Annotated in this window: 17 protein-coding genes and 1 pseudogene; 9 read left to right on the top strand and 9 right to left on the bottom strand. The window is 72.3% G+C overall.

Annotated features, from left to right (window positions below; translation table 11 throughout):
- Positions 1-8 precede the first annotated feature (8 nt).
- From ACGFRF_RS29870 to ACGFRF_RS29860, 3 genes are read right to left on the bottom strand one after another with little or no spacing between them, the layout of a single operon-like run.
- Positions 9-977, bottom strand: a complete 969-nt coding sequence (locus ACGFRF_RS29870) for an ABC transporter permease (RefSeq protein ID WP_393745192.1) — start codon at positions 975-977, stop codon at positions 9-11.
- Positions 970-1,893, bottom strand: a complete 924-nt coding sequence (locus ACGFRF_RS29865) for an ABC transporter permease (RefSeq protein WP_393745190.1) — start codon at positions 1,891-1,893, stop codon at positions 970-972. The genes ACGFRF_RS29870 and ACGFRF_RS29865 overlap by 8 nt, the downstream gene beginning before the upstream one ends.
- A 5-nt stretch (positions 1,894-1,898) precedes the next feature.
- Positions 1,899-3,530, bottom strand: coding sequence for an ABC transporter substrate-binding protein (locus tag ACGFRF_RS29860; protein ID WP_393745188.1), 1,632 nt, complete (start codon positions 3,528-3,530; stop codon positions 1,899-1,901).
- 265 nt (positions 3,531-3,795) lie between these two features.
- Here ACGFRF_RS29860 and ACGFRF_RS29855 point away from each other — a divergent pair, with 265 nt between their 5' ends.
- Together ACGFRF_RS29855 and ACGFRF_RS29850 are read left to right on the top strand one after the other, a co-directional pair.
- Positions 3,796-4,740 (top strand): phosphatase PAP2 family protein, encoded by a 945-nt coding sequence (locus ACGFRF_RS29855; RefSeq protein ID WP_393745186.1) that lies wholly within the window; start codon positions 3,796-3,798, stop codon positions 4,738-4,740.
- Between the two features lie 167 nt (positions 4,741-4,907).
- The gene (locus tag ACGFRF_RS29850) at positions 4,908-6,305 is read left to right on the top strand and encodes a CHASE3 domain-containing protein (RefSeq protein ID WP_393745184.1); all 1,398 of its coding nucleotides are present in this window, start codon (positions 4,908-4,910) and stop codon (positions 6,303-6,305) included.
- A gap of 233 nt (positions 6,306-6,538) precedes the next feature.
- On the opposite strand, the gene ACGFRF_RS29845 is transcribed toward ACGFRF_RS29850, so the two are convergent.
- The 3 genes from ACGFRF_RS29845 to ACGFRF_RS29835 all read right to left on the bottom strand — a co-directional run bounded on the left by ACGFRF_RS29845 (position 6,539) and on the right by ACGFRF_RS29835 (position 10,629).
- Entirely contained in the window at positions 6,539-7,885 is a 1,347-nt protein-coding gene (locus tag ACGFRF_RS29845; RefSeq protein WP_393745182.1) for a histidine kinase, read from the bottom strand.
- A gap of 302 nt (positions 7,886-8,187) precedes the next feature.
- Complete coding sequence (gene ftsH, locus ACGFRF_RS29840) at positions 8,188-10,146, bottom strand: ATP-dependent zinc metalloprotease FtsH (RefSeq protein ID WP_393745180.1); 1,959 nt, start codon at positions 10,144-10,146, stop codon at positions 8,188-8,190.
- A 72-nt stretch (positions 10,147-10,218) separates the two neighbouring features.
- On the bottom strand, positions 10,219-10,629 hold the full coding sequence (locus tag ACGFRF_RS29835) for an SPW repeat protein (RefSeq protein WP_393745178.1): 411 nt from the start codon (positions 10,627-10,629) through the stop codon (positions 10,219-10,221).
- A gap of 714 nt (positions 10,630-11,343) precedes the next feature.
- Between ACGFRF_RS29835 and ACGFRF_RS29830 the strand changes: the two are divergent.
- From ACGFRF_RS29830 to ACGFRF_RS29810, 5 genes and pseudogenes are all read left to right on the top strand, one after another.
- Positions 11,344-11,895 (top strand): annotated as a pseudogene (locus ACGFRF_RS29830) (hypothetical protein).
- Between the two features lie 607 nt (positions 11,896-12,502).
- The gene (locus tag ACGFRF_RS29825) at positions 12,503-12,847 is read left to right on the top strand and encodes a hypothetical protein (RefSeq protein ID WP_393745176.1); all 345 of its coding nucleotides are present in this window, start codon (positions 12,503-12,505) and stop codon (positions 12,845-12,847) included.
- 12 nt (positions 12,848-12,859) lie between these two features.
- On the top strand, positions 12,860-13,564 hold the full coding sequence (locus tag ACGFRF_RS29820; RefSeq protein WP_393745175.1) for an alpha/beta hydrolase: 705 nt from the start codon (positions 12,860-12,862) through the stop codon (positions 13,562-13,564).
- 306 nt (positions 13,565-13,870) lie between these two features.
- Entirely contained in the window at positions 13,871-14,365 is a 495-nt protein-coding gene (locus ACGFRF_RS29815; protein ID WP_393745173.1) for a hypothetical protein, read from the top strand.
- Positions 14,366-14,669: 304 nt separating this feature from the next.
- On the top strand, positions 14,670-15,446 hold the full coding sequence (locus ACGFRF_RS29810; protein ID WP_393745171.1) for a GNAT family N-acetyltransferase: 777 nt from the start codon (positions 14,670-14,672) through the stop codon (positions 15,444-15,446).
- A 138-nt stretch (positions 15,447-15,584) separates the two neighbouring features.
- On the opposite strand, the gene ACGFRF_RS29805 is transcribed toward ACGFRF_RS29810, so the two are convergent.
- Complete coding sequence (locus ACGFRF_RS29805) at positions 15,585-16,067, bottom strand: SRPBCC family protein (protein WP_393745169.1); 483 nt, start codon at positions 16,065-16,067, stop codon at positions 15,585-15,587.
- A gap of 556 nt (positions 16,068-16,623) precedes the next feature.
- Between ACGFRF_RS29805 and ACGFRF_RS29800 the strand changes: the two genes are divergently transcribed.
- Together ACGFRF_RS29800 and ACGFRF_RS29795 are read left to right on the top strand one after the other, a co-directional pair.
- Positions 16,624-18,024: a hypothetical protein gene (locus ACGFRF_RS29800; RefSeq protein ID WP_393745167.1), complete on the top strand. Its 1,401-nt coding sequence runs from the start codon at positions 16,624-16,626 to the stop codon at positions 18,022-18,024.
- 567 nt (positions 18,025-18,591) lie between these two features.
- A complete protein-coding gene (locus ACGFRF_RS29795) occupies positions 18,592-21,381 on the top strand; it encodes an AAA family ATPase (protein WP_393745165.1) in 2,790 nt (929 codons plus the stop codon).
- A 139-nt stretch (positions 21,382-21,520) separates the two neighbouring features.
- Here the strand turns inward: ACGFRF_RS29795 and ACGFRF_RS29790 are convergent, their stop codons facing one another.
- Together ACGFRF_RS29790 and ACGFRF_RS29785 are read right to left on the bottom strand one after the other, a co-directional pair.
- The gene (locus ACGFRF_RS29790) at positions 21,521-24,871 is read right to left on the bottom strand and encodes a right-handed parallel beta-helix repeat-containing protein (protein WP_393745163.1); all 3,351 of its coding nucleotides are present in this window, start codon (positions 24,869-24,871) and stop codon (positions 21,521-21,523) included.
- Positions 24,872-24,907: 36 nt separating this feature from the next.
- Entirely contained in the window at positions 24,908-26,638 is a 1,731-nt protein-coding gene (locus ACGFRF_RS29785) for a hypothetical protein (RefSeq protein ID WP_393745161.1), read from the bottom strand.
- Positions 26,639-26,673 lie beyond the last annotated feature (35 nt).

Genomic DNA, 26,673 nt, shown 5'->3' with positions numbered 1-26,673 from the left:
ACGACGACTCACCTCAGTTTCGGGTCGAGGGCGTCGCGCACCGCGTCGCCGAGCATGATGAAGGCCAGCACCGTGATCGCCAGCGCGCCCGCCGGCCACAGGAGCATGTGCGGGGCGTCGCGGATGTAGGGCGAGGCCGCGGAGATGTCGATGCCCCAGCTCACGGTCGGTGGCTTGAGCCCCACTCCGAGGTAGGACAAGGTCGCCTCCAGGGAGATGTAGGTGCCCAGGGCGATGGTCGACACGACGATCACCGGGGCCACGGCGTTCGGCGCGATGTGCCGCAGCAGCAGGCGGGAGTTGGAGGCGCCCAGGGCGCGGGCGGCCTGGACGTAGTCGTTCTGTTTGGCGGTGATGACCGAGCCGCGCGCGATCCGGGACACCTGCGGCCAGCCGAGCAGCACCATGAACCCGATCACCGGCCAGACGGTGTTGCTGGTCACCACCGACAGCAGCACCAGACCGCCGAGGATCACCGGGATCGCGAAGAAGACGTCGGTGATCCGGGACAGGATCGCGTCCCCCAGGCCACCGAAGAAGCCCGCGAGGCCGCCGAGCACGGAGCCGAGGACCGCGACTCCGAGGGTGGCCAGGACGCCCACGGTGACCGAGGTGCGGGCGCCGTACACGGTGCGCGTGAAGACGTCGCAGCCCTGGCCGTCGTACCCGAACGGGTGCCCCGGCTGTGAGCCCTGCTGCGCCTTGGCCAGGTCGCACGCGAGGGGGTTGCCCGACGCGATCAGCGACGGCCGGACCGAGATGACCAGGAGGAAGAGGATCACCAGGCCGGAGACGATGAACACCGGGTTGCGGCGCAGGTCGCGCCAGGCGTCCGACCAGAGGCCGCGCGGCTTGCCCTGTGGGTCGGCGGGCGCCGGCTCCAGGGAGCGGGCCTCGCTCGCCGCGAGGTCCATCGCGCCGCCCGTGCCGGTCCCGGCGACGGCGGCCTCGGGTTCGTACGGCGACTGCTCAGGCATAGCGGATCCTCGGGTCGAGAACGGCGTACAGGAGGTCGACGAGCAGGTTGGCCGCCAGGAAGACGAGGACCAGGACGGTGACGAAACCGACCACGGTCTGGGTGTTCTGCCGCAGGATGCCCTGGTAGAGCTGGTAGCCGACGCCGTGGATGTTGAAGATCCGCTCGGTCACGATCGCCCCGCCCATCAGCGCCCCGATGTCCGTGCCTATGAACGTCACCACCGGGATCAGGGAGTTGCGCAGCAGGTGCCGGACGATGACCCGGCGCCGGGGCAGTCCCTTGGCTATCGCGGTCCGCACGTAGTCGGCGCGCAGGTTCTCCGCGAGGGAGGTCCGGGTCAGCCGGGTGACGTAGGCCAGCGACACCGAGGCGAGCACCAGGCCGGGCACGATCAGCTCGCCGAAGGCCGCCTGCGGGGACACCGACGGGGAGATCCAGCGCCACTCGACGCCGAACAGCAGCTGGAGCAGCAGGCCGGTGACGAACGTCGGCACGGAGATGACGATCAGGGTGAGCAGCAGCACGGCCGTGTCGAGCAGGCGGCCCCGGCGCAGACCGGTGAGGACGCCGAGGCCGAGGCCGAGGACGATCTCGAAGAGGATCGCCACGATCGTCAGCCGGACGGTGACCGGGAAGGCGCTGCCCATCAGGTCGATGACCTTCTCGCCGTCGAAGGCGGTGCCGAAGTCACCGGTGAAGACGTGGCCCATGTAGGTCACGTATTGCTCCAGCACCGGCCTGTCGAGGCCGAACTCGCGCTTGAGCCGGGCGGCGGTGGCCGGGTCGCAGGCCTTGTCGCCGCACAGGCCCGCGACCGGGTCGCCCAGCACGTTCACCATCAGGAAGATCAGCAGCGTGGCCCCGATGAACACCGGGATCATCTGGAGCAGCCGCCGGATCACATACCGCCCCACGTGGATCAGCCGACCTTGATCTCGTTGTAGACGGGGACGCTGAACGGGTCGAGCGCCACGTGCGAGAGCCGGTCGGACCAGCCGGCGCTGCCGTTCTGGTACCACAGCGGGACGGCCGCCATGTTGTCCCGCACGACGCCCTCGGCCTGCTGGAACAGTTGGACGGCACGGTGCGGGTCGGTCTGCGCGTTGGCCTCGTCGACGAGCTTGTCGAACTGCTTGTTCGACCACTTGCCGTCGTTGGAGGAGGCGTCCGTGTAGTACAGCGGCTGGAGGAAGTCCTGGATCAGCGGGTAGTCCATCTGCCAGCCGGCCCGGAACGGCCCGGTGAGCTTGTCCTGGCCGATCAGGTTGCGGAAGTCGGCGAAGGTGCCGACCGGGGAGCCGACGCAGGCCTTGTCGTCGCCGAGGACGTTGTTGATGGAGTTGCACACCGCGTCCACCCACTCCTTGTGGGAGCCGGTGTCCGCGTTGTACGTGATCTTGAGCTGGCCGCCGGGGATGCCGCCGCCCTCCTGGATGAGCTTCTTGGCCTCGGCCGGGTTGTAGTCGCAGGCGGCGCCGCAGAGCCCCTTCTGGTAGCCGCCGCTCGCGCCGAGGACCGGGGAGGTCCAGTCGGTGGCGGGGGTGCGGGTGTTGTGGAAGATCGTCTTGGTGATCTGTGCGCGGTTGATCGCCATCGACAGGCCCTTGCGGACCTTCGCGGCGCCGGGGGTGTTCCAGCCCTTGTCGTAGAACGGGAAGGCGAGGGTCTGGATGATGCCGGCGGGGGTGTTCAGGTAGCGGTTGCCCAGGTCCCGGTGCACGTTGCTCAGCTGCTGGGCGGGGACGTCGTCTACGAGGTCGAGGTTGCCGGCCAGCAGGTCGGTGTAGGCCGTGTTGTTGTCGGTGTACACCTTCAGGTCCACACCGTCGTTGCGGGCCTTGTCGGCGCCGGGGTAGGCGTCCCACTTGCGCAGCTGCATCTCGGAGCCCTTGGTGTACGACGTGATGGTGTACGGGCCGTCACCGATCGGCTTGGCCAGCCAGGCGGCGTGGTCGGTGAAGAACGCCTTCGGCAGGGGCGAGAACGCCGCGTAGCCGAGGGTGTCGGGGAACGTCGAGAACCTCTGGCTGAGCCGGACGGTGAAGGTGTGGTCGTCGACGACCTTCAGGCCGCTGAGCGTGTCGGCGGTCTGCTTCCCGCTGTCGGGGTGGACCTTGTCGTAGCCGTCGATGTAGCCGAAGAAGTAGGCGTTCTTCTGGTTGTTCTTCAGGCTCGCGCCGTAATTCCACGCGTCGACGAAGGACTTGGCGGTGACGGGCTCGCCGTTGCTGAACGTCCAGCCCTTCTTGACCTTGATGGTGAAGGTCCGCGAGTCCTTGGTGGTGATGCTCTCGGCCAGCGCGTTCTCGGCCTTGCCGGTCCTGGGGTCGTACTGCTTCAGCCCCCGGAAGATCATGCCGAGCACCTTGCCGCCCTCCACCTCGTTGGTGTCGGCCGGTTCCAGCGGGTTCTGCGGATCGCCCCAGACGGCGCTGAGGACGGCGTCGCCGCTGCCGCCGCCGTCGGATCCGCCACCGCCGCCGCACGCGGTGAGGGCGAGGGCCATGGCTGCGGCGAGGGCGGGCCAGGTGGCATAGGTGACTGCGCGCATGGTTCTCTCCTCGGGGACGGACCGTGGCCGCGAACAGGTATCGGTAGGAAAAGGTAGGCATCGACCGAGTCGTCCGACATCACACGTTTGCGCGATGAGTGGCCCCGGACACCCTGGGCGGCGGGCCGGCCACCGGGTGAGGTGTGCGGCGGACCAGTTCCGACGTGTGCGGCGTGCGCGTCTCGCCGTGTGCGGTAGACGACTCCCCCGTAGCATCACGAAGGTGTCGCGAACCGGAGGAAGTGGTGTCGATCGGAGCTTCGGCGTGCGTGTGTCGGCCCGGCTGGCGACGGCCGGAGGCCTCGCGGCAGGGCTGGGCCTGGTGGTCTACGCCGGGTTCGTACGCACGGCGGCGGGCCAGCGCTGGGAGAACGCGGTGCTGGCGGGGCGGGCGCAGGACGAGACGCCGACCGCCGTCCATCGAGCGGACGGGGTCCTGGCCCACATCACCGTGATGTCCCTGGGCGCCGCCGTGGGTGTGCTCGTCGTGATCGGGGTGGTACGGCGGTGCCCCGCCCTGACCGCGGTCGCCGTCGGCACCGTGGCCGGCTCGCTCGCCCTGAGCGAGGTGCTCAAGCGCCGGGTGCTCGACCGGCCGGACCTCGTCGGTGCCCCGCCGAAACTGCTGGACAACAGCTTTCCCAGCGGGCACACCACCATCGCGATGAGCGTGTTGTTCGGGCTGGCCCTGGTCGTGCCCTACCGGATGCGCGGCGGCGTCGTGGGCGTCTGCTCACTGTGGGCCGCCGGCGTGGGCGCCTACACGGTGGCGGCCGGGTGGCACCGTCCCAGCGACACGATCGGCGCCGACCTGCTGGTCCTCACCGTCGCCTGTGGCCTCACCGCGGTCCTGGCCCGCACCGGCCGGGTCCGGCCCGCCCCGGGGAACCGGCATCCGCTGGGGTCGCTGCTGGTGGTCGGACCGCTGGTGGGCCTGGCGGTGCTGGGGCTCGGCATCGGCGGGCTGCTGGCCGCGGGTTCCCTGTCCCGTGCCGTGCCCGGCTGGTCGGCGCCTGGCGTCGCCTACACGGCCGGACACGCGCTGGCCGCGGGCTGCAGCGCCGCGACCACCCTCGTCCTGCTCGCCCTGCTGCGCCACTGCGACCTGGGGCGTTCACGCAGGTCGCCGGAGCGCCGGAGCGCCGAGCCGGTGCACCGCCGGCCGATACGGCACGAGGCTGACGGCAGCGGGGTGAGCGGTATGGGCTGAGCGGTATGGGCTGAGCGGCACCGGGGTGAGCGGCACCGGGCCGGGCGGCAGCAGGCCGCACACCTCGCGGGCGTACACCCGTGCCTGCCATGTGGACATGTCTTCTGCTCGCCTGCGGATACATTGCAGACTCTAGGGGTCTCAATCCATCCACGGGCAGGCGGAACATGGGCGCACGACAGGAGAACACGGGCCGGCGGCTGGGGCTGACGAGCCTCACGATCGCGGCGAGCGGCCTGCTCGCCTTGTTGATCGGTGTGGCGTTCACCGTCCTGCTGTTCGCGATCTCCGACGCGAACAGCTCCGTCTCGGCCCGACGCGCCTCCCGGACGGCCCTGGTCGAAGCCGGCAGCATGGAGCAGCTGGTCCTCGACCTGGAGACAGGACAGCGCGGTTACGTGATCACGAAGCGGGAGGAGTTCCTCCAGCCGTGGCAGGCGGCGCGCAAGGCGTTGCCCGCGGAGGAGCGGCGGTTCACCGACAGCACCACCTCCCCGGGACAGCGGCGCGCCGCCGAGCGGATCACGCGCGGCGTCAAGTCCTTCCTGAACGACTACTCGGTCCCGCTGGTCGAGATGGTCAGGCGAGGTGATCCCGCAGCGTCCGCCCTGAAAGAGACGGCCGAGGGCAAACAGCGCGTCGATGCCCTGCGGGCCCAGTTCAACGACTACATGACGGACGAACGCGCACAGCTCGCGGAGCGCACGGACGCGGCGGGCACCAACAGCCACCAGGCGGTGCTCGCCGCCGCCGTGGGACTCGCGGCGTCGACCGCGCTCGTGGCCGTCTTCACGGTGCTCCAGCACCGTGCGGTGGTACGGCCGGTGCGCGGGGCGGCGGCCGCGGCGGAGGAGCTCGCGGGCGGGGACCTGAGTGTGCGGGTGCCGCCCAGCAGGGTGGCCGAGATCGGGGCACTGGGCACCTCCTTCAACACCATGGCGGCATCGCTGCAGGACAGCCGCAGACGCATCATGGAGAGCACCGAGGCCGTGCACCGGCGTACGGCCCGGGATCTGCACGACGGGGCACAGCAGCGTCTGGTCAGCCTGATGATCGGCCTCCGGCTGGCACGGGAGCTGATACCGGACACGGAGACGGCCGCGATCGATCTGCTGGACCAGTCGATCGACAACGCGCAGACGGCGATCAACGAGCTGAGGGAACTCGCCTCGGGCATCTATCCGCTCGTGCTGACGGTGAAGGGGCTGGTGGCGGCGGTGCAGGACCTGGCGTCCCGGTGCCCGGTGCCCACCGTCGTCGAGAGCAGGGACGAGCGGCGGATCTCCTCCACCGTCGAGTCGAACGCGTACTTCGTCGTGGCCGAGGCCGTGACGAACGCGGTCAAGCACGCCCAGGCGTCCCGGATCGACGTCACACTCGAATTCGGGGACGTGCTGCGGATCAAGGTCGCCGACGACGGGGTCGGCGGCGTCGGCAAGGCCACCGCCGGCAGCGGGATGACCGGGCTGGCGGACCGTGTGGCGGCCTTCGACGGGAAGCTGGCCATCGACTCCCCGGCCGGCGGCGGCACCACCATCCTGATCCAGATCCCGATACCGGCCTGAACCGACAGACATGTGTGCCGTGCCCGCGCTTTCACACGTGCGTCGCCGGCGGGCGGCGGCGCGGGCCCGCACGGTGCCCCGGGTGCCAGACGCGGGCCCGCACGGTGCCCGGGTGCCAGACGCGGCCCGCACGGTGCCCCGGGTGCCAGACGCGGGACGGCACCGGCCGAGTGACCGTCTTCGTGCGGGACCCGACCGATGCGCGGGTGTGGCTCGAGGGTGCGGCCGCCCGGTCAGAGCGGGACGACCGCCGTGACGGTGGTGCCGGTGCCGGGCGTGTGACGCACCTTCAGCGTGCCGTCCAGGGCCGCGGCCCGCTCGGTCAGGGCGGCCAGCGCCGCCAGGTCCGCTGCCTCGACGGGCGGCGCCCCGTCGTCCACGACGGTGACCACGAGGCTCGCCCCGAGGTCGGCGGTCACCCGGACGCGGCCGGCGCGGCCGTTGTCCACGGCTCGCTCGACGGCCTCCGCGACGAGGAGATACAGGTGCGACTCGACCAGCCGGGGCAGCCGTCCGGCCAGGGTGCCCGAGACGGTCATCGGCACCGGGCAGCGCCGGGCGAGGGCGGCGAGCGCGGCGGGCAGGCCTCCGGCGCGCAGGGCTCCGGGGCTCAGGGCGTCGGTGACCTCCCGGACCCCGGCCAGGGCCTCCTCGGTGTCGCGCGCCACGTCGTGGAGCAGGCCGATCGCCCGCGCGGGCGCCGTGCCCAGTTCCTGCCGCGCGAGGCTCAGACCGAGCAGGGCTCCTACGATGCGTTCCTGGACCGTGTGCTGGAGGGTCCGGGCGTACTGGCGCTGACGTTCCACCTGCCGGTGCGCGAGGAGCGGAAACGGCGCCCCCTCGTCCCGGACGCCGCGCGGTTCGGCGGGCGCCGGGTCGGCGGGCGCCGGTTCGGCTGGGGCCGGATCGGCTAGGGCCGGCTCGGCGGGCGCCGGGTCGGCAAACACCGGTTCCGCGAGCACCGGCTCGGCGGACGCCGGATCGGCAAGCACCGACTCGGCGAGCACCGGTTCCGCAAGCGCCGACTCGGCTGGGGCCGGCTCGGCTAGGGGCAGGAAGACGTAAAGGGCCGCGCCGCCGCCCGGCCGGGACAGCGGCACCCGGGTCCACTCGACCGGGAGGAGCGAGCCGTCGACCCGCGTGAGCGTGCCCCGGCCCCGTAGGGGGCCGGCCTGCCCGGCGGTCTCCGGCACCCCGGCGGTCTCCGACTGCCCGGAGGTCCCCGGCACCCCGGCGGTCTCCGACTGCCCGGAGGTCCCCGGCACCCCGGCGGTCTCCGGCACCCCGGCGGTCTCCGACTGCCCGGAGGTCCCCGGCACCCCGGCGGTCTCCGACTGCCCGGAGGTCCCCGGCACCCCGGCGGTCTCCGACTGCCCGGAGGCGGTGGCCGGACGGCCGTCGGTGCCCAGCAGGTCGGACGGACGGCCATCCGTGCCCAGCAGGTCGGACGGACAGCCGTATCCCATCGCCTCGGCGGCGGCGGGGTTCGCGTAGCGCACCGAATGATCGGCGCCCACGGCCCAGACCGGCTGCCGTATGACGTCAAAGACGCTTTCCAGCTCGTCGGCGATCGACGTCATCGCGCTCTTTCCTTCCCCCAGGGCTCGGCACCCTGCCCTCCCGGCGCCGCAGAGCGGCGCCGGCGGACAGTGACCGCCGCACGTCCCCACGCGAGGCGGACCCGCGCACCTGACTGCGCCGGCGCCGCTGGCAATGACTCTCACAGCCGCACCCGACCGACGCATCCGTCATTTGACTTGAAATAGCCGCTCGGCGTGAGGACGTGGCGCCTGCACGTCGCGGCGACGACGTCGATGGGGGCATACGGCGGCGCCGTACGGCGCGGTGCCGGAGGGAACGGCCCGCCGAAGCGCGCGGCCGGTCAGCCGGTTGCCGCCGGGCGCGTGCCCGCTTCATCCTCCCGTCCCTTGGCGGCGGGCGTGATGCCCGCGACACGGTACGCCTCCACCTCTTCCAGCGTCTCGTGCTCCAGCAGGGCGGTGGCCAGATCGTCCAGGCGGTGGCGGTTCTCCTCCAGGGTGCGGCACGCCTCGGCGTAGCACTCCTCGACGATCCGGCGCATCTCGCCGTCGACCAGGTCCAGGGTGCGCGGGGCGGCGGACATCCCGTAGGGCTGCTGGCTGTCGGCGGGCAGCACCGACAGCTGTCCCACCCGGTCGCTCATCCCCCACCGCGCCACCATCCCGCGCGCGATGTTGGTGACCTGTTCCAGGTCGCTCTCGGCGCCGGTGGTGATCACCCCGAACACGACCCGCTCGGCCGCCATGCCGCCGAGGGCGCCGATGATCCGGCCACGCAGGTACTCCTCGGTGTACGCGTACTTGTCGGCGTCCGGTGTCGACAGGGTCACGCCGAGGGCCCGGCCGCGCGGCACGATGGTGATCTTGCGGACGGGGTCGGCGCCGGGCTGGAGCATGCCCAGCAGGGCGTGGCCGCTCTCGTGGTACGCGGTGCGCCTGCGCTCCTCCTCGGGCATCACCAGCGGGCGCTGCGCACCGAGTTGCACCTTCTCCAGGGCGTCGGACAGATCGTGCCCGGTGACGCGGTCCCGGCCGCGCTTGACCGCGAGCAGCGCCGCCTCGTTGGCGACGTTGGCCAGCTGGGCGCCGGTCATGCCCGGGGTCGTACGGGCGACCTGGGCCAGGTCGACGTCCCCGGCGAGCGGCATGGACCGGGTGTGGATGCGCAAGATGGCCTCCCGGCCCTCGCGGTCCGGCGGGGAGACCGTCACCACGCGGTCGAACCGGCCGGGCCGGGTCAGCGCCGGGTCCAGGATCTCGGCCCGGTTGGTCGCGGCGACCACGACGACGCCGTCGGAGGCGGAGAAGCCGTCCATCTCCGTGAGGATCTGGTTGAGCGTCTGCTCGCGTTCGTCGTGGCCGCCCACCGCCGAACCGGTGCGCGCCCGGCCGATGGTGTCGACCTCGTCGATGAAGACGATCGACGGGGCCACCTTGCGGGCCTCCGCGAACAGCTCCCGCACCCGGGAGGCGCCCACGCCGACGATCATCTCGATGAACTCGGACGCCGAGGCGGAGAAGAAGGGCACCCCGGCCTCGCCGGCCACCGCGCGCGCGAGCAGCGTCTTGCCGGTGCCGGGAGGACCGGCGAGCAGCACGCCCCGGGGCATCTTCGCGCCCATGCGGCGGTACGCCTCGGGCCGCTTGAGGAAGTCGACGACGTCGTTGAGTTCGCCCTCGACCTCGTCGATCCCGGCCACGTCGGCGAAGGTGGTGCGCCCCTGCTCCGCCTCGACCGGCTTCGGCGGCTTGCGGCCCAGGATTCCGCTCATGCCGCCGAGGCCGCCCCCCGCCTTGCGGGCGACGAACACCCATACGGCGATCAGCAGCGCGGTGGGCAGCAGCGACACCAGCAACGACTGGCCGAGGCCAGGTCCCTGCGCCACCGGCGAGGCGGAGACCGAGACCTTCTCCCGCGTGATCTCCCGCCACAGCCCGTCGTTGTCGGCGAAGGCGGGCTTGTACGTCTTGAACCGGACGTAGGTGGCGCCGTCGTCACCGGGCACCTTGCCGGCCTTCTTCAGCGTTCCCTGGATCTGCGAGCCCCGCGAGTAGACGGTCTTGACGTTGCCCGAGTCCAGCTGCGCGGTGAAGGCGGTGTAGTCGATGGACGTGGTGCCGTCGCCGTGCATGTTGTTGTAGAGCAGGCCGGTCGCCAGGTAGATGGCGAGGAAGATCACGACCTGTACCAGGCAGCCGTTGCGGGCGCGCCGGCCGTCCGGCGTCGGCGGCCCGCCCGGCACCCCCTCGGAGCGCCACGGGGCCCGCGGGTCGTGTCGGGGCGGTACGGGTGCGGCCATCTGACTTCTCCTTGCGGGGACGCGGTGCCCGTCAGCGGACGGGGCGGTACGGGTGCGTACGGGGGCGGCGGGTCACGGGACGCGGTTGGCGCACCGGACCAGGGCGGTGGACAGCAGGCCGAGGACCAGGGCGAGCACGCCGAGGATCAGGCCGTCGACGGCGGCGGCGCGTCCCGGGTGCCGGACCACCACCCAGGGCGAGCACGCCATCCACAGGCCGGTCACCCCCAGAGCGGCGCTCAGCCCGGTCATGCGCTCGGGGGCCACCGTGAAGCCGACGGCCAGGAGGCAGATGGCGCAGCCCACGACCAGGTCGTGCACGGCGAGGTCGTGGTGTGCGGCGGCGAAGCCCAGCACCCACGGGGACACGGCGTAGAACAGGCCGACCAGGAAGACCGGGCCGTTGACCAGTGCAACCTCGTGGCCGCCGAGGACCCGGACGCGGCGCGCCCGCGTCTCGAAGGCATCCGGACGCCACGCCATGTCGTCCCTTCCACGGGTGAAGCCAGGCACCTGAGGTCTCCTCACTCGCCGCTCCAGTCGACACCTCATGGCGCCGGCGCTGCGTACGACATGGTGTTGTCGGCCCCTGGGGGGGCACATCACACATGTGAGTGATTGGCCGGTGGTTCGCGAGCGGGCGTCGGGCAGAAACCGCGCTCGACCAGCCGCTACGCGGCCAGGGAGATCGAGCTGGGCTGGGGCGCCGGCCCCGCCGCGCCCGGCGTGATCCCGTCGGGCGCCAGCCTCTCGCCTCTTGGGGCACGGCATCCAGTACTGCCCGGGTGGCCCGCAGACCGGTCCTCGGGGTGACGGCTCTTGACGGTGCCGGCCGGCACACCCGGCATGCGGGCGGTCTCCTGGGCGCTCCGGCGACCTCGGCGGTGGCGACCGCTCCCGGTCACGGTCCCGTGCACCACGGTTCGGTGCGGGAGGCCGCCCTGCCCTGTCCCCGAGAGGCGAGACACCCGTCCGCACAGTATTACCGGGCACGGTTCGTCGGCACACTTACCGGGCACTCTCTCCGGGACGCGACTCGTGTGGGTGGTGGACGTCGACATCCCCTGCGAAGCCACATCAGGACTTATCGTGAACAGTGAGCATGCCCGATGGACTGTCCGGCGTCGCCACTTTTCCGCACGGGGCCCTCGGCGTGGGTACCATGCGCAACTCATCCATATCGAGGAGTGAATGGTCGTGACCGCACAGTCAGCCGCCACACTCCGATCGTGGTACGTGGAACAAGCCGCATCGGACCTGGAGAAAGACCGCCGAAGACAGCAGGAGCTGGCGTCACGGATCGAGGTGTTGAAGCAGGAGGAGGCACTCCTGGCCGACATTCTGAACCTCGCCGAGCGGTACGAGGCCTCCGCGGACGCATGGCGTCTGCCGGAGCAGTTGTAGGACGAGCCGACCGTCGCCAGGGCGAAGCGCGCTCCGGGTGGAGGCGGGTCACGGCGATCGGCATCGGCCAGGCCCGCCACCGCAGGCGACGCGGCGCAGGCGGGCGCGAAGGGGAAGTCGCGCCGGCCCCTGCTCGGTGACCTGCTCACGGATCTGCTCAGCCACCACGACGAGCCGCGGCCGGCGAAGGAACTGCGGGACGAGCTGATGGCGAAGTACCCCGACCGCGCCCCCACCCCGCAGGTGGTGCGCAACACTCTTGAGTCGCTGGTCGCCAAGGGCCGCGTCCAGCGTCACAAGCAGCAGCGTTCGGTCATGTACACGCTGCTGAGGCGCGGCGCCTGACAGTCGCCGAAACAGGGAACACCGAGGCCGTCGCCCCCACAGCGGTGCCGAGCACGAGCAGCCGCCGGGTCTAGGTAACTCCCCATCAGGGGTCGTACGAGCAGCGCGTCGGGACTCTGACAACGGGATGTTGCGCGATCTGACGCACCTGATGACGCGGAAATCACCGCAGACCGAGTGCAGTGAGGTGTCAGGTGCTCCGGGGACCGCAGCTCGGCGGCACGACTTGGTCGATATATGACGAGGGACGACGGAAGGCGGCGGGGTCGTACCGCACATGTGTCTCGGCTGGGCCTGCGCGGCGAGAAGCTATGTATGAACACCCTGTATGGTTGTTCCATGGCGTCCAGGTGGACCCGGATTCTGAGGTGTCTTCCGGCCAGGACGTGACCATCCCCCACCGGTCGAGGCAGGCGCACCATGACGTTGACAGCCACTCCCTTCGGGCCGCTGCGACCGCCGCGGAGACATTCGCCGGAGTCGATCTGAGCGGACGCCGGGTGATCGTCACCGGGGGCTCCTCCGGCCTGGGGATCGAGACGGTGCGCGCGCTCGCCGGCGCCGGGGCCCAGGTGCGTCCCCTCGATCCGTTCCTCGCCCACGCGCAGTGCAAGACCTCCGACGGGCTGCTCGCGGCCGGGACAGCCGACGCTGGGCCGAGCACGGCATCACCGCCAACGCCTGCGCGCCCGGGTTCATCCACACCAACCTGGTCCGTCACCTCGGCGACGCGACCATGCGGGCCATGGGGTCCATGGACGCCGACGGCAACCTGATCACCCCGGACTACTGCAAGACCCCCGCGCCGGGCGCGGCCACCACGGTCCTGCCGGCCGCGTCACCGCCCCTGGCGGGCGTGACGGGACGGTGCGCTGAGTCCGCGTTCCGGCCCGCCTGCGCCGGTTCGGACCTCACGGCCCCTTCCGCCCCTTACACATCCGTTCGGATCTAGACAAGGACGAAGATGAACGACACCGAGCGACGCCCCGAGTTCCTCCTGGTGCACGGGGCATGGCACGGCTCCTGGTGCTGGCGCGAGTTCCAGAACGTGCTCACCGCGCGGGGCTGGACCAGCCACACGGTGGACCTGCCCAGCGTCGTCGCCGAGGGCTCCGAGGGCAAGCTCCCCGGCCTCCTCGACGATGCCCGGGTGATTCGCGAGAAGATCGACTCCCTCCAGGGCCCCCTGATCGTCGTCGGGCATTCCTACGGCGGCGCGCCGGTCACCCAGGCCACGCCGGGCGCCGCCAACGTGGCCCACATCGTCTACGTCTCCGCCTTCGTCCTGGACAAGGGGGAGAGTCTGATGACGTGCTTCGGCGGCGAGCAGCCGGACCTGTCGACGGTGGAAGGCACCATCCCGGTCCGGGAGAACCCGCTGGAAACGCTCTACAACGACGTGCCGCAGGACAAGCGCGAGGCCGCCCTCCCCCGGCTGAGGCCCCAGACCGCGTTGTCCTTCGCCGAGCCGGTGAGCGAGACCGGATGGAAGACCGTGCCCACCACCTACGTCCTGTGCGACAACGACCAGAGCCTTCCGGCGTCCTACCAGGAGCCGTTCGCCGCCCGGACCGGTACCACGCACCACCTGCCCAGCGGCCACACCCCGCTGCTCTCCATGCCCGACAGGCTCGCGGACATCCTGGAGGAGGCCGCGCGGGGCCTCTGAGGCTCGTCGACAGTTCCCGTGTGCCGGAGGACGCGCCACGTCCGAACCCACCGGTCCACGGACCGCGGGACTGTTCGAAACCGGAAGGTGCCCGATGAGACCTGGGCCCCGACGCCTGTCCGACCACCATGCGGCCCGCGCGGCCGCGACCCGGGACCTGGTGTCGTCCACCGTGGAGCGGCTGCCGGCCGCGGGTGAGCCGTTCTCCGAGATCAGCGTCCAGCGGATCATCGAGGAGGCCGGCGTCTCTACGCGCACTTCCACGGCAAGGCGGACGTACCCGTCCGCCTTGCCGACGCACTGTGGGTGTCGCTGCTGGCGCCGGCCCGGCGGTGGGACCCGGGCACCGGGGGCGACGGAGCCGACCGGCTCGCCCGGTTCCTCGCCGGCGTGATCGCCGTGCATCGCGCCCATCAGGGCATTCCCGGCGCGGTGCGCGAGGCGGCCCACGACTCCGGCGTGAGCGACTTCTACACAGCCGACCTCGAGGGATTCGACGAGGTGGTGCGCAGGACCCTGCGGTCCCGGCGGGCCTCCGGCTCGACGGCGGCCCGCCGGGACGTCACCGCCGCGAGCCGGGTCATCGTCTGGGGAGGAAGCCAGGCCCTCACCCGACACCTCGTGGTCGACGACGGCAGCGGCGACGCGGCCCTCGCGCGGGAACCCGCCGCTGTCCGGTGGTACGGCACCTCGGCCGCCGCCTCCGGGCACGCGCTGGCGGACGTCGGATGTGTCGTGGCCCTGGTCTGTGCCGCGGCGGCTCTCTTCGCCCATCTCGCACGACGCTCCGCGGGACGATGACACCTTCCCCGTACCGGGCAGGCCGTCCGCGCCGCCCCGCTGTGGAAGAACCCGGACCACGTCGACGTGGTGATCCACGGCTACCGGAATGCCGCCTGTCGTCCCGTGCGCAAAGCCCCTGCCGGACCGCCCGGCTCGGCACGGAGACCGGCTTGTGGGGGACGCCGCACGCCCACCGGTGAAGAACGGAGCGTCGACGCGTTCATCCGGTACCGCAGCGATCGCGGGCCAGGACATGTGTTCATTGATCGACCCCTCTCTGGTCACACGTATCACGTACGGCGCAACGCGTACAATCACACGTATGACCAACGACGATGCGGTTACCCAGGCCGCAGAGGCCTTCCAGGAGGCGACGGAGCGGCTCGCCGATGTCCTCCCGAACGGCCTGCACGAGCGCGGTCCCGGCGGCGCCCTGCTGGCCGTCACCGGCTCGCTGATCCCCCTGCTCAACAGCATCATGAGTGTGAGCGACGTGCCGGACGCGGCGGAGATCGAGCTGCTCTGCGAGAAGGCCGCACCCCATGTCGCCCAGCTTCCCTGGAGCATCCGGCTGCGGGGCGAGCCCGGTGCGGAGATCGCCGGCATCGCCGCCGCTCACGGACTCCGCACGCTCACTCAGCAGCCCTTCATGCTGCTTTCGCTGGAGGAGGACCGCGACAGCCGGGAGTCCGGCCAGGGGCCCGTGACCGTGCGTCCGCTCGGCGACGACGAGCACCAGACCTTCGCCACCGTCCTCGGCGCCGCCTTCGGGGCTCCGCCGATGATCGTCAGCAGCCTGTACACGCCCCTCGTCCTCGGGCAGCCCTTCGTCCAGGCCTACCTCGCCGAGGTGGACGGGGTGCCGGCCGGAGCGGGGCTGGCGATCCTCACCGAACGGCATGTGGGGCTCGCCAACATCGGTACCCTGCGCGACCACCGGCGGCGCGGGGTCGGCCGCGCGGTGACCGAGGCGATCCTGCGGGACGGCCGGGCCGCCGGGGCGCACACGGCGTATCTGCACTCCAGCGACGAGGCACTGCCGCTGTTCGAGCGGGCTGGCTTCCGCACCGAGGAGTCTTGGGCAGTTTTCACGGCCTGAACGAGAAGGTGATGGCGGCGCTGCCGGTGGGCCGCTGTGCCGGGCCCACGCCGCCCGGGGCTGATCACCTGCGCCTGCGTACGACGACCGCGCGGCCGGGCGGGGCAGGGCCCGCGGCGGGGCGGGCGGGGGAACGGCTCACACGCTCGGCGGCGGATCGTCCGACAGCCGCTTGAGCTGGGCGTGCCACAGTTCGTCCAGGCGCTCCACCCATGTGGGCGACAACGTGTCGAACGCCTTGGGGAGGGAGGCGCGGACGGCGCTCTCGGCGACGATCTCCGTGCCGTCCCCGACCTCGGTGAGCAGATACGCCTGATACAGCCGGACACCGGTACCGACACCCATCCAGCCGAGCCGACGGGGCGGTACGTGCTCTCCCACGTAGACCTCGAACCGATGACCGGACCAGAGCACCTCGAAGGTCTGGGTGAAGGTCTGAGTGCTGACCGCCTCGCACCCCGGAACCCAGCTGGTCCAGCCCGCCGCATCGGTGAGCAGGCGGAAGACCCGCTCGGGCGGGCCGGGTACGACGGCCTGGACGTGATGGAAGCAGTGGGCTTCGGCAGGTGAGAATCCGGACGGCCAGTGGATGTCCGGGTGGCTGTCTGCGGGGACGTGCATCCGACTCTCTCTCACGCTGCTTGTGACGTCAGGTCACGCTCCGGCGGCCCTGGCGCTGGTGGCGCGAGCCTGGGGGCATACCCCTGCCCACGATGTGGCATCGCCCGTGGAGGTACATACGTCATCTGACTGGCCGCTCACCGGCGCGGCACGTCAGCTCCCGCCGCTTCCGGTCCGCTCGGCCACCAGGTACGCGGCGTACCGCTCGGCCCAGCCGGTGTCCGCGTCGCCGGTGCTCTTCGACCCGACGTCGCGACGCGTCGCCGAGGAAACCGGTGGAACAGGCACGTGTCAACGGCCCCGGCCCGGCGCACCGTGCGGCGATCTGCACGTCGCACATGCCCGGAACTGCGGCCACAGCACCGTCACTGCCGGAGGAAGCGGCTCACCGCGCCGGAGTCCCGTTCGCGGTAGACTCCGGCCCGGACGATACGTGTGCCGGGAGCGGAGCCCGGCAGGCATATGTGAGCACAGGGACGGCAACGAGTTCCCCGATGCGTGTCCGTGTCGTGCCATCCGTGTCTCTTTCCGTCGTGACCATGGACTGTGAGGCCGCATGACCGTCATCCCCGCGGGAGACCCGGACCGCGCTCGATACGACACGGCGACGGCATCCACGGTCACCCCCGTCGGCGAGCACCTGTATCTGGTGCACTCGGGGAGCAGGCCACCGGTGTGGCTCACCCGGCTCGCCGACCGGCTCGGCCCCACCCGGCCGAACGAGGCGGTCGTCGTGGTCGGCGTGCCCTCGGTCGAGGACGGCGCGGAGGGGCTGGGCCGGCTGCTGGCGCCCGCGCTGGAAGCGAGCCGGGACGCGCGGGTGCGCCTGCTGACACTGGTGATGTCCGAGGGCGCCCACGAGGCCGGCGACAGCCCGTCGGCGGCCCGGCTGATCAGCGAACGCTGGGGCATGGACGTCCTGGCCACTGCCGGGTCCGCACTGGTGACGGCGGCGGGTTGTCTCTTCGCACCCGGCCACCCAGGGGGTTCCGGCGGCTGGTGGCACTTCTCGCCCGGCTCGGCCGCCCGGCACGTGAGCAGTCATCTGCCCATTCCGGACTGGGAGATGGTGATGCGGCGGGTGGGCCGCCAGGTACTGGCCGGGCACATCGTCGAACCCGTACCGGCCGGGCTGGCCGTACGGCCCGCGGGACCGGTGTCCCCCGCCACCCACGCCCGGCTGCACGCCGTACCGCCGGAGTACGGCCGGCCGCAGCTGATCGTCACCTCGCCGCAGACTCCCGCCGCCGTCCTCGCGGTGGTCCTGGGGGCGCTCCCCGAGCAGGTCCGCGGCTCGCTGCGGCTGGTTTCGCCGGCGGGACGGCCGATGTCACGGACCGCTCAGGAGGTGTCGGACCTCCTGGGCCGCGAAGTCGGCGTGGCGGTGGGAGTGCCCGTCATGAACGGCAGGGCCGTCCCGGAGGGCGTCTCGGCCGGCGACGCCGCCGCGGACCAGTACCTGCTCGACCTGGAGGGCCGGCCCGCCTGGCGGCCGTTCGCCCGGACCCTGGCCCACGGGCCGGCGATGGGCGGGGGCGGCCGGCCGGCCCGCGTGACGCAGTGGCGGGTCCCTGCGGTACTGAGCGGCACCGAGCCCGACGCGCTGTCGCTGGGCCGGGACTGGAAGGCGGGCGTGACCCCGTCGGGCCTGTGGATCGGACCGCGTGACGCCGAACCGCCGTTCCTCGTCACCACCCGCCCCGCCCGCGCCGACGCCGTCGCGATCGACCTCGGGCCCTGGGAGCCGCACCGGCCGCTCGACGACTCCCTGTGGCCGGGGCTGGAGACGCTGTTCGGGCAGTTGGAGCCCGAGGTCTGTGTCCGGGCCGTGGTGCACGTCCACGGCGTTCTCGACGCACGGGACGGTGAGCGGCTGCGCAGGCTGACCGTCCGTCATGGACTGCGGCACGCCGACTCCGTGACGTCGCACCGGCCGGAGCCTGTCGGAAGTCCCTGAACCAGTGAGCGGTCCGTAAGCCGTACGACGCCGGAAGAGGCTCGATCCGACCTCACACGCCGTTGGTGATACGTGGGGCATACATGTTGCAGCGTGCCGTCGGAGGCGTGGTCGCGTCAGCGCTGCGCAGAGCAGGCCACGATTGCCACGGTCTGCGTACGTACCGGTTCCGACGCAGTTCTTCTCTCTCCGCTCGCGCGGCGCCGCGACGGCGGTCCCACGGCTCCGGGAAGCCCGCACCGTCGGCCTCGCCCACCGGGGGGCGTCGGGGACGACCGCACGGCCGCGGACTGATCGGACCTCCTCGCACCCCGCACCACGGCGCCCATGGGCCGACGCCTCGTCCCGGCGAAGGGCGGGCGCACGGACCGAAGGCGTCGTAGGTGCGGCGAAGCCGACGCGGGCCACGAACAAACGCGCAGGTCACTGCCTGGCATCGGGTGGTGACGCCGAGCGGCAAGGTGCGCGGAGCACGATCACGCGCTCCTACAATGGCCGGGCACAGAAGGTACACACATCGCACGGTCCCGCGAGGCCGAGGCCGAGGCCGGGAGGAGGCGGTGGCCGGTGGCGCACGCTGACGTGCCGCAGATCGGGCACGCCGAGCTCCTGGTGGGACGCGAGCGCGATCTGGACCACGTCTCCGAGCTGTTCGAGCGGCACGCGGGCGGTTTCCTGCTGCTGTCCGGGGAGCCCGGGGTCGGCAAGTCCGCCCTGCTGGACGCCGTGGCCAAGGCCGCCGTGCAGCAGGGGACCCGCGTCCTGCGGGCGGCCGGCGCCGAGTTCGAGGCCGATGTCGGCTATGCGGCGCTCAACCAGATCCTGCTGCCGTTGCACGGCATCCTCGACCGGCTCGACTCCCCCAGTCGCGAGGCCATGCGGATCGCCCTGGGATTCGGCGCCGGCCCGCTCCCCGAGCGCATGGTCGTCTGCAACGCCGCGCTGGCCCTGCTGCGGTCGGCGGCCCAGGACACCCCCGTCCTGCTGATCGTGGACGACCTGCCCTGGGTCGACCGGGCGAGCGCCGCGGTCTTCGGCTTCCTCGCCCGACGGCTGTCCGGCACTCCCGTCCGCTTCCTCGCGGCCTCCCGGACGGGCGTGCCCAGCTTCTTCGACGGCGGTGAGCTCCCCGCCCACCAGTTGCCCGCCCTGGACGCGGACGCCGCCGCCCGCCTGGTCGACCTGCGCTTCCCGGACCTGGCGCACCCGGTGCGCCGACGGCTGCTGGACACCGCGCAGGGCAACCCGCTGGCCCTGCTCGAACTCCCCGACGCGCTGCGCGCCGACCAGCGCCGGGCCCGGGAGGTGCTGCCGGCCGTCCTGCCGCTGGGGGAGCGTCTGCAGTCCGTGTTCGTCTCCCGGGTGCGCTCCCTGCCCGCCACGACCCGCACCCTGCTGCTGCTCGCCACCCTGGACGGCACCGGCGACCTCGGTGTGCTGTCCGCCGCCGCGCGGGAGACCGACGCCGACCCAGACCTGCACGACCTGGACCCGGCCGAGCAGGACGGGCTGGTACGCGTGGCCGAGTCACCGCGCCGCCTGGTGTTCAGGCACCCCCTGATCATGTCGGCCGTGGTGGCGGCGTCCACCAGCAGCGCCCGCCGTGCGGCGCACCGTGCCCTGGCCCAGGTGCTGGCCGGCAAGCCGGAGCGACGGGCCTGGCACCTGGGAGAGGCGACCCTGCAGCCCGACGAGGAGGTGGCCCTCCTGCTGGAGCGCACCGCCCGGCGCATCCTGGACCGCGGGGACGCGGTGGCCGCGATCGCCGCCCTCACCCGGTCCGCCGATCTCAGCCCGCTGGACACCGACCGCGCGCGCCGCCTCTCGGAGGCCGCTTACGTGGGCGCCGAGGCGATCGGCGCGCTGAGCAGCGCATCGGCCCTGCTGGAGGACGCCTCCCGGGCGGATCCCGGACACGGCGCGTCCCTGCGCTCCGCGACCGCCGCCGTCCAGCTCGTGCTGAACAGCGACGGCGACCTCACGACGGCCCACCGGCTGCTGGTCGGCGCCATCGAGGAGGGCGGCCACGGCTACGACGCCGAGGACCCGGCGCTCATCGACGCGCTGCACTTCCTGCTGCTGCTGTGCAGCTACGGCGCGCGTGAGGACCTGTGGACGCCCTACTACACGGCCGTCTCCCGGTTGCGCCCCACTCCCCCGCGGCTGCTGTCCGTGGCCGCGCGGACATGGGGCGACCCGGCCCACGCCGACGCGGAGACGCTGCGGGAGCTGGACGAGATCATCGAAGGTACGACGCGGGAGACGGACCCCGCGCGGGTCGTCCGGGTGGGAACCGCCGCGGTGTACCCGGACCGGCTGGCGGCGGTGCGGGACGCGGCCTGGCGGCTGGTCGGGCAAGGGCGCGAGGGGGGTCCGGTACGGCGGCACATCGGCGCTCTGCTGCACCTGTGCCTGGACGACTACCACCGCGGCGAGTGGGCCGAGGTGCTGGAGCTGTCGGAGGAGGGTCTGACCCTGTGCGAACGCTCGGGGTACTCCGTCTGCACCTGGTTCTTCCAGTACACCAAGGGGCTCGTCACAGCGTCGCGGGGCGAGACCGGGACCGCGCACGCGCTCGCCGAGGCGATGACGAACTGGGCGGCGCCGCGCGGCATCCGGGAGGCCGTCCACTGCGCGTTGCACGTGCACGCGCTCGCGGACATCGCCGACGGCGACTTCGACGGGGCGTTCGGGCGCGTCGACGCCATCAGCCCGGCCGGGAGCTTCCCGCCGTACGTCGCCCACGCGGCCTGGGTGTTCTTCGAACTGGTGGAAGCGGCCGTGCGCACCGACCGGCGGGCACAGGCGGTCGCGCATGTGCGGGCCCTGCGCGAGACGAATGTCGCCGGGCTCTCGCCACGGCTCGCCATGCTGGCCACCGGCGCCGAGGCCCTCGTCGCGGAAGACGACGCGGAGGCGGCCCGGCTGTTCGCCGCGGCGCTGGCCGTCCCGGACGCGGAGCGGTGGCCCTTCGCCCTGGCCAGGGTGCGCCTCGCCCAGGGCGAGCGGCTGCGCAGGTCCCGGGCGCTGTCCGACTCCAAGGCTCCGCTGACGGCCGCGCTGGAGACCTTCCGGCATCTGCGCGCCACGGCCTGGACGGAGCGGGCGCGCAAGGAACTGCGGGCGGCCGGACGGGCGGTCGGCGCCCCCGACGGCAGGGACGTGACGGCGCTCACCGCGCAGGAACGCGAGATCGCGGAACTGGCCGCGACCGGGCTGACGAACAAGCAGATCGCCGAGCGGCTGTTCATCTCGCACCGTACCGTCGGCGCACACCTGTACCAGATCTATCCGAAGCTCGGCATCGCCTCCCGGGTGGCGCTGCGGGACGCCCTGCGCCCACCGGACAGGAACTGACGGTCCTCGGGCCGGGCGGACCGGGCGCAGGCCTCGTACCGCCCGGCCGGCGGACCGGGTGGCGCGGTCATCGCACCCGGTCCGCGCACCGCCCGTCCGGCGCCCGGCCGGCACCGCTCGCCATGGGCGTCACCGCGCCTCATCCTTCCGTGCCCGGCAGCGCCACGAGCGCCGCCTCGGGCAGGTCCTCCGGGAGCAACGTGGTGAGCGCCTCCAGGTCGGGTGCGGGCAGGGAGGCCAGTCGGCCCGCCTGCCGCGTCATCATGGTCTCCAGCAGCTGTCGGGCGAGTCGCGCGTTGCCGAAGCTCTTGGTGCGCGGCAGGCCGTCGAGGTGGAGGCGCAGGGCCTCCTTGGTCTGCGGCGCGCACACGTAGCCCGCCGTCGACGCCTGTTCCTCCATGATCGAGAGCAGCTCGTCGGTGGAGTAGTCCTCGAAGGTGACGTGCCGGGAGAAACGGGAGGCCAGGCCCGGGTTGGACTCCAGGAACCGGGCCATCTCCGCCGGATATCCGGCGACGATCACCACGACCTCGTCACGGCGGTCCTCCATCAGCTTCAGCAAGGTGTCCACGGCCTCGCGGCCGAAGTCCTGCGGCGAGTTCTCGGGCGTCAGCGTGTACGCCTCGTCGATGAAGAGCACACCGCCGACGGCCTCCTCGAACTTCTCGGTGGTCAGCTGCGCGGTGTGACCGATGTAGCGTCCGACCAGGTCGGCCCTGGCGACCTCGACGAGCTGGCCCTGGCGGAGCACTCCGAAGGACTTGAGCAGGTCGGCGTAGAGCCGGGCCACGGTGGTCTTACCGGTGCCGGGCGGACCGGAGAACACCGCGTGGTGGCTGACCGAGGGGGTCGGCAGTCCCAGCGCGGCGCGCTGCTGGTAGTTGGTGAGCAGGTTCACGATGCCGCCGACCTCGCGCTTGACCGCCCCCAGACCGGTCATGGCGCGCAGCCGGGCCAGCACGTCGGACTCGCCGGGCTCCTTCTTCTTGACCTCCGTGCGCAGTTCCTGGGCGAGGTCGGCGCCGACGTCCTCGGGCAGCATCAGCATCAGGTCCGCCTCGCTGGCCTCGGGCAGGGTGGCCAGCCGCAGCGACTGCCGGTCGACCATCTCCTCGAAGACCTGGCGGGCGGCACGGCCGTTGCCGAAGGTCGCGTCCCGCCGCATCCGGGAGAACCGCAGCCCCAGCGCCTCCCTGGTCAGCGGGTCCAGTACATAGCGGTGGCCCGCGCACATGGACTCGGTGATGGTGACGAGTTCCTCCACCGAGTAGTTCTCGAACTCGATGGTCCGGGTGAAACGCGAGGCCAGGCCCGGGTTGGCGGCGAGGAAGTCCTCCATCTCCTTCGGATAGCCCGCGACGATCACGACGGTGTCGTCACGGTGGTCCTCGATCAGCTTCACCAGGGTGTCGATGGCCTCCTGGCCGAAGTCGACGCTGGAACCCTTGCTGTCGGACAGCAGGGTGTAGGCCTCGTCGATGAACAGGACACCGCCCTGCGCCTGTTCGAACACCTCGGTGGTCTTGATCGCGGTGCCGCCGATCACCTGGGCGACCAGGTCGGCGCGGGCCACCTCGACGATATGGCCGGACGACAGCATCCCGAGGCTCGCCAGGATGCCGCCGTAGAGCCGGGCCACCGTGGTCTTGCCGGTGCCGGGCGGGCCCGCGAAGACCAGGTGACGGCTCATCGGCGGGGCGGGGATCCCCAGTTGGGCCCGTCGCTGGGCGAGTTTGCCCAGACTGACGAGCATGTTGACCTGCTCCTTGACGTTGGTGAGGCCGACGAGGTCGTTCAACTCGGCGACCAGGGCGTTCTCCGGCACCCCGCCCTCCGTGCCGCCGGCGGCGCCGGTCCCGGCGTGCTCGGGTACGACCGGATCGGCGGCCGGGTCGGTGCCCTCGTCCGGCGACTTGTTGTCGACGCTGGTGAGACCGGAGAGCGTGAACTCGCCCCGGGACGGCGCGCGTTTGATCCCGGCGCCACGGTTGGAGCGTGCGGTGCAGTCGGTGACCTCGACGGAGCGGTCGGTGTCGATCCGGATGCCGTCACCGGCGTTCCCGCTGAACTCACAGGACTTGAGCGCGGCTCGGCCGCCCGCGCCGACGAGGGCGCCGTGGCCGCCGCTGCCCAGCACCCGGGTGCGGACGAGCGACAGGTCGCCGTCCTCCTCGACCGCGGCTCCCGAGGCGGAACAGCCGGAGATCTCGCAGTCCCGCAGCGTGACCCGCCCGTTGCCGCCGACACAGACACCGGACCTGCCCGCGCCGCGCAGGGCGGAGGTTCCCATGTGCGGATTGCCGCCGCCCTCCACGCGCAGGGCGTGCCCGGCGCAGTCGCCCACCTCGCAGTCCTCGAACCGGCCGCGGCTGTTCCCGGCGACCAGGATGCCCGCGCCGCGCGCCTCCGTGATCCGGGCCCGGCGCAGCAGCGGATTGGCCCCGGTCGACAGCGACACCCCGTTCCCGCCGGCCCGTACGACGTCCAGCTGGTCGAACTCCGCGACGGACTCGCCCTCCAGCAGCACGCCCACGGTCTTGCTGTTCGTCACCCGGGTCCCGGTCAGGGACGGGGTGCTGGACTCGTCGACGTACACGGCGGCCTCTTCGGCGGCGTCGAACGCGCAGTTCACGAAGTAGCCGCGGGAGCGGCCGGTGACGTACAGGCCACTGCCCCGGGTGCGGGAGGTCTCGCAGTACGACAGCTGCGGGTCGGAGCGCTCCGCGACCACGAAGCCGTGACTGGTGGAGTCGTACACCTGCACATGGGACAGCTCGGTGCGCGCGGAACTCGCGAGATGCACGCCCACCGAGCACTCGCGCAGCGTCGTGCGCACCACCCGCAGCGACGTACCGCCCTCCAGAGCGAGTCCGGGCTTCTCCACGGCGGTGATCTCGCAGTCCTCCACGACACCCCGGGACTGGCCGTTGGCCAGCACGCCGTTGCCGCGCGCGTCCCGGATACGGCAGTTGCGCACATCGACGCGGCCCTGCTCACTGATCACCACACCGGAGGTGCCCAGGTTCTCGATCAGGCAGTCCGCGATGACGCTGCCGGTCGTGCCGGCCTCCACCACTCCCGCTCCGACGGGGTTGGTGATCCGGCAGGACCGCACGGCGAGGGAGCCACTGCCGCGGCTGAGCAGGGCCGTCCAGCCCGCTCCGAGGACCTCGCAGCCGTCCAGGGCGACCTGGCCGCGGACCGCGTCGATCACCGGCAGCTCGCCCTCACCGCCCCGCAGGAGCAGGTCGGTCAGCATCACGGCGTCGGCGGCGAGCGTGACGGCGGCGCCCTTGTCCGGGGCGATCTCGACGCTGCCGCGCGGGCCTTCGGCGACGATGGTCACCCGGTTGTTCACCACCAGGGTCTCCCGGTAGCTGCCCGGCCGGACGCTGATGACGGCCCCCGGCCGGGCGTTGGCGAGTGCCGCGCCGATGGTGGTGTGGTCGCACCCGTTCTCCTGGCCGACGGTGATCAGATGGCGGGCCACGCCTGCTCCTTCGTGTTCGCGGTGTTCGCGGTGGGCTCAGTGCTGGGTGCCGGCGGCCCAGAGGGTCTGATCGCCGGCGCTCAGGATCGTGACGTTGCCGTCGTTCTGGATGACCAGCTTGGCGCCGGATTGGCCGCCCGTCCGGGAGGACCACAGGGTGTGCTGGTAGGCGGACCGGACGACGAGTTCGCCGTCCGCCTTGAAGGTGGCGTAGTTGTTCTGCCCGGTGGTGTGCGACGACCAGCGGACGGTGCCGTTCTCGTCGGAGATGACGAGGTCACCACTGGCTCGCATGGTGATGCGCATCCGGTTGGAATGCACCGACTCGCCGGAGCGCAGGGTCAGCGTGGAGGTGATGACCTTGGTGCTCCACTGCGGGGCGGGGGCCGCCTCGGCGGGGGCCGGGTCAACGGCCTGGCCGGTGGCGGTGCCCGCGGCCTTGGTGGTGTCGGTCGCCGTGTCCGAGGTGCCGGTGTGCGAGGTGCCGGTGGCGGTGTCCGTGCTCTTGGTGCCGGTCGCCGTGTCCGTGGCCTTGGTGGTGTCGGTCGCCGTGTCCGTGGCCTTGGTGGTGTCGGTCGCCGTGTCCGTGGCCTGCTGACGGGCCTCGGCCGTGGTCTCGTCCGTCGTCGTCCGGGTGTCCTGGGGCTTCGCCGTGGTGGCGGCGCCGGCACCGGCCGAGGCCGTCGCGGCCACCCGTGCGGCGACGGGAGCAGTGCCGGTGCCGGACTTCACCGTGGTGCCGGTGCCGGACTTCACCGTGGTGCCGGTGCCGGACTTCACCGTGGTGCCGGTGCCGGACTTCACCGTGGTGCCGGTGGCGGGCTTGGCGGCGGCCATGACCGTCGTCTTCGCCGGGGTCTGAGTGCCGGTCGTCTTGGCGGGCGCGGACGCGCCACTGTGCTTGGCGGGGGTGTCCTTGGCGCCGGTGTCCTTGGCGGGGGCGCCCTTCGCGGGGGCGGCGGCCGCCGGGGACCCCGGCGTGTCGCCGGCGGCCGAGGTCAGGGCGTGCGCGCCCGGCCCCTGCTGCGCGGGTGCGACCACCGCACCGGAGGTGGGCGTGCCGGCGCCGGAGCCGTCCGCGGCCAGGACACCGGGCACCACCGGGGCGTCCGCCGCCGTCTGCTCGTCACCGGCCGCTGAGGTGCCGCCCGAGCCGTGCCAGGCTCCGGCGTCGGAGTCCAGCAGGTTGTCGGCGGACGGCGCCTCGCCGCCGGTGCCCGGCTCCTGGAGGGGCAGCTGGCTGAGGTAGGCGTCGGGGCGCTGGTCGGCGCTGCCGCCCTCCACGGCGATCGGGTCGGCCTTGCCGGAGCCCTCGTAGGCCGTGGTGTGGCTCTTGCCGTTGGTCGCCAGGAAGGGGGTGGCCGCGACGACCGCGCCGGCCACGGCGGCGGCGACCAGGAAGGGCCGTTCGGTGACCTTCGACGCCAGCCGGCCACCGCCGGGACGGCGCGGGGGCCCACCGGCCGTGGCCGCCGCGCCGCCCGCCACGGACTCCTGACCCGCCTCCTCGGTCCCCTGGGGACGCCATGCGGCCGGGTCGGGCTCCGGCTCGCTCTCCGCCGTACGGGACGCGGCCAGCACCGAGGAGAGGGACCGCAGCGTGCTCTCGTCCTGCCCGGTGCCCAGCGGGTCCGCCGGGGCGAGAGGGGTCATGCTCGCTCCGTCGGGCATGGGCAGCGCCGCGGCGCGGCGGAAGCGCCGTGCGGACTGGACGGTGCCAATCGTCGCTATCGGCTCGGCGGTGGACCTCGGCGTTCGGGGGGTCATGACGCTCCTCGTGGCGGGACGTGGACGTGAAGCTC

The organism is Streptomyces sp. NPDC048521 (assembly GCF_043199855.1).
Classification (GTDB): domain Bacteria; phylum Actinomycetota; class Actinomycetes; order Streptomycetales; family Streptomycetaceae; genus Streptomyces.
This window is presented reverse-complemented; position numbering and strand designations above follow the sequence as displayed.

Bases quoted from the DNA above. Each gene is read 5' to 3' on its own strand.
- ACGFRF_RS29845 (WP_393745182.1), bottom strand. From the start codon at position 7,885: ATGACGTCGATCGCCGACGAGCTGGAAAGCGTCTTTGACGTCATACGG.
- ACGFRF_RS29850 (WP_393745184.1), top strand. From the start codon at position 4,908: ATGGGCGCACGACAGGAGAACACGGGCCGGCGGCTGGGGCTGACGAGC.
- ACGFRF_RS29870 (WP_393745192.1), bottom strand. From the start codon at position 977: ATGCCTGAGCAGTCGCCGTACGAACCCGAGGCCGCCGTCGCCGGGACC.
- ACGFRF_RS29800 (WP_393745167.1), top strand. From the start codon at position 16,624: ATGACCGTCATCCCCGCGGGAGACCCGGACCGCGCTCGATACGACACG.
- ACGFRF_RS29835 (WP_393745178.1), bottom strand. From the start codon at position 10,629: ATGGCGTGGCGTCCGGATGCCTTCGAGACGCGGGCGCGCCGCGTCCGG.
- ACGFRF_RS29810 (WP_393745171.1), top strand. From the start codon at position 14,670: ATGACCAACGACGATGCGGTTACCCAGGCCGCAGAGGCCTTCCAGGAG.
- ACGFRF_RS29805 (WP_393745169.1), bottom strand. From the start codon at position 16,067: ATGCACGTCCCCGCAGACAGCCACCCGGACATCCACTGGCCGTCCGGA.
- ACGFRF_RS29785 (WP_393745161.1), bottom strand. From the start codon at position 26,638: ATGACCCCCCGAACGCCGAGGTCCACCGCCGAGCCGATAGCGACGATT.
- ACGFRF_RS29820 (WP_393745175.1), top strand. From the start codon at position 12,860: ATGAACGACACCGAGCGACGCCCCGAGTTCCTCCTGGTGCACGGGGCA.
- ACGFRF_RS29860 (WP_393745188.1), bottom strand. From the start codon at position 3,530: ATGCGCGCAGTCACCTATGCCACCTGGCCCGCCCTCGCCGCAGCCATG.
- ftsH (WP_393745180.1), bottom strand. From the start codon at position 10,146: ATGGCCGCACCCGTACCGCCCCGACACGACCCGCGGGCCCCGTGGCGC.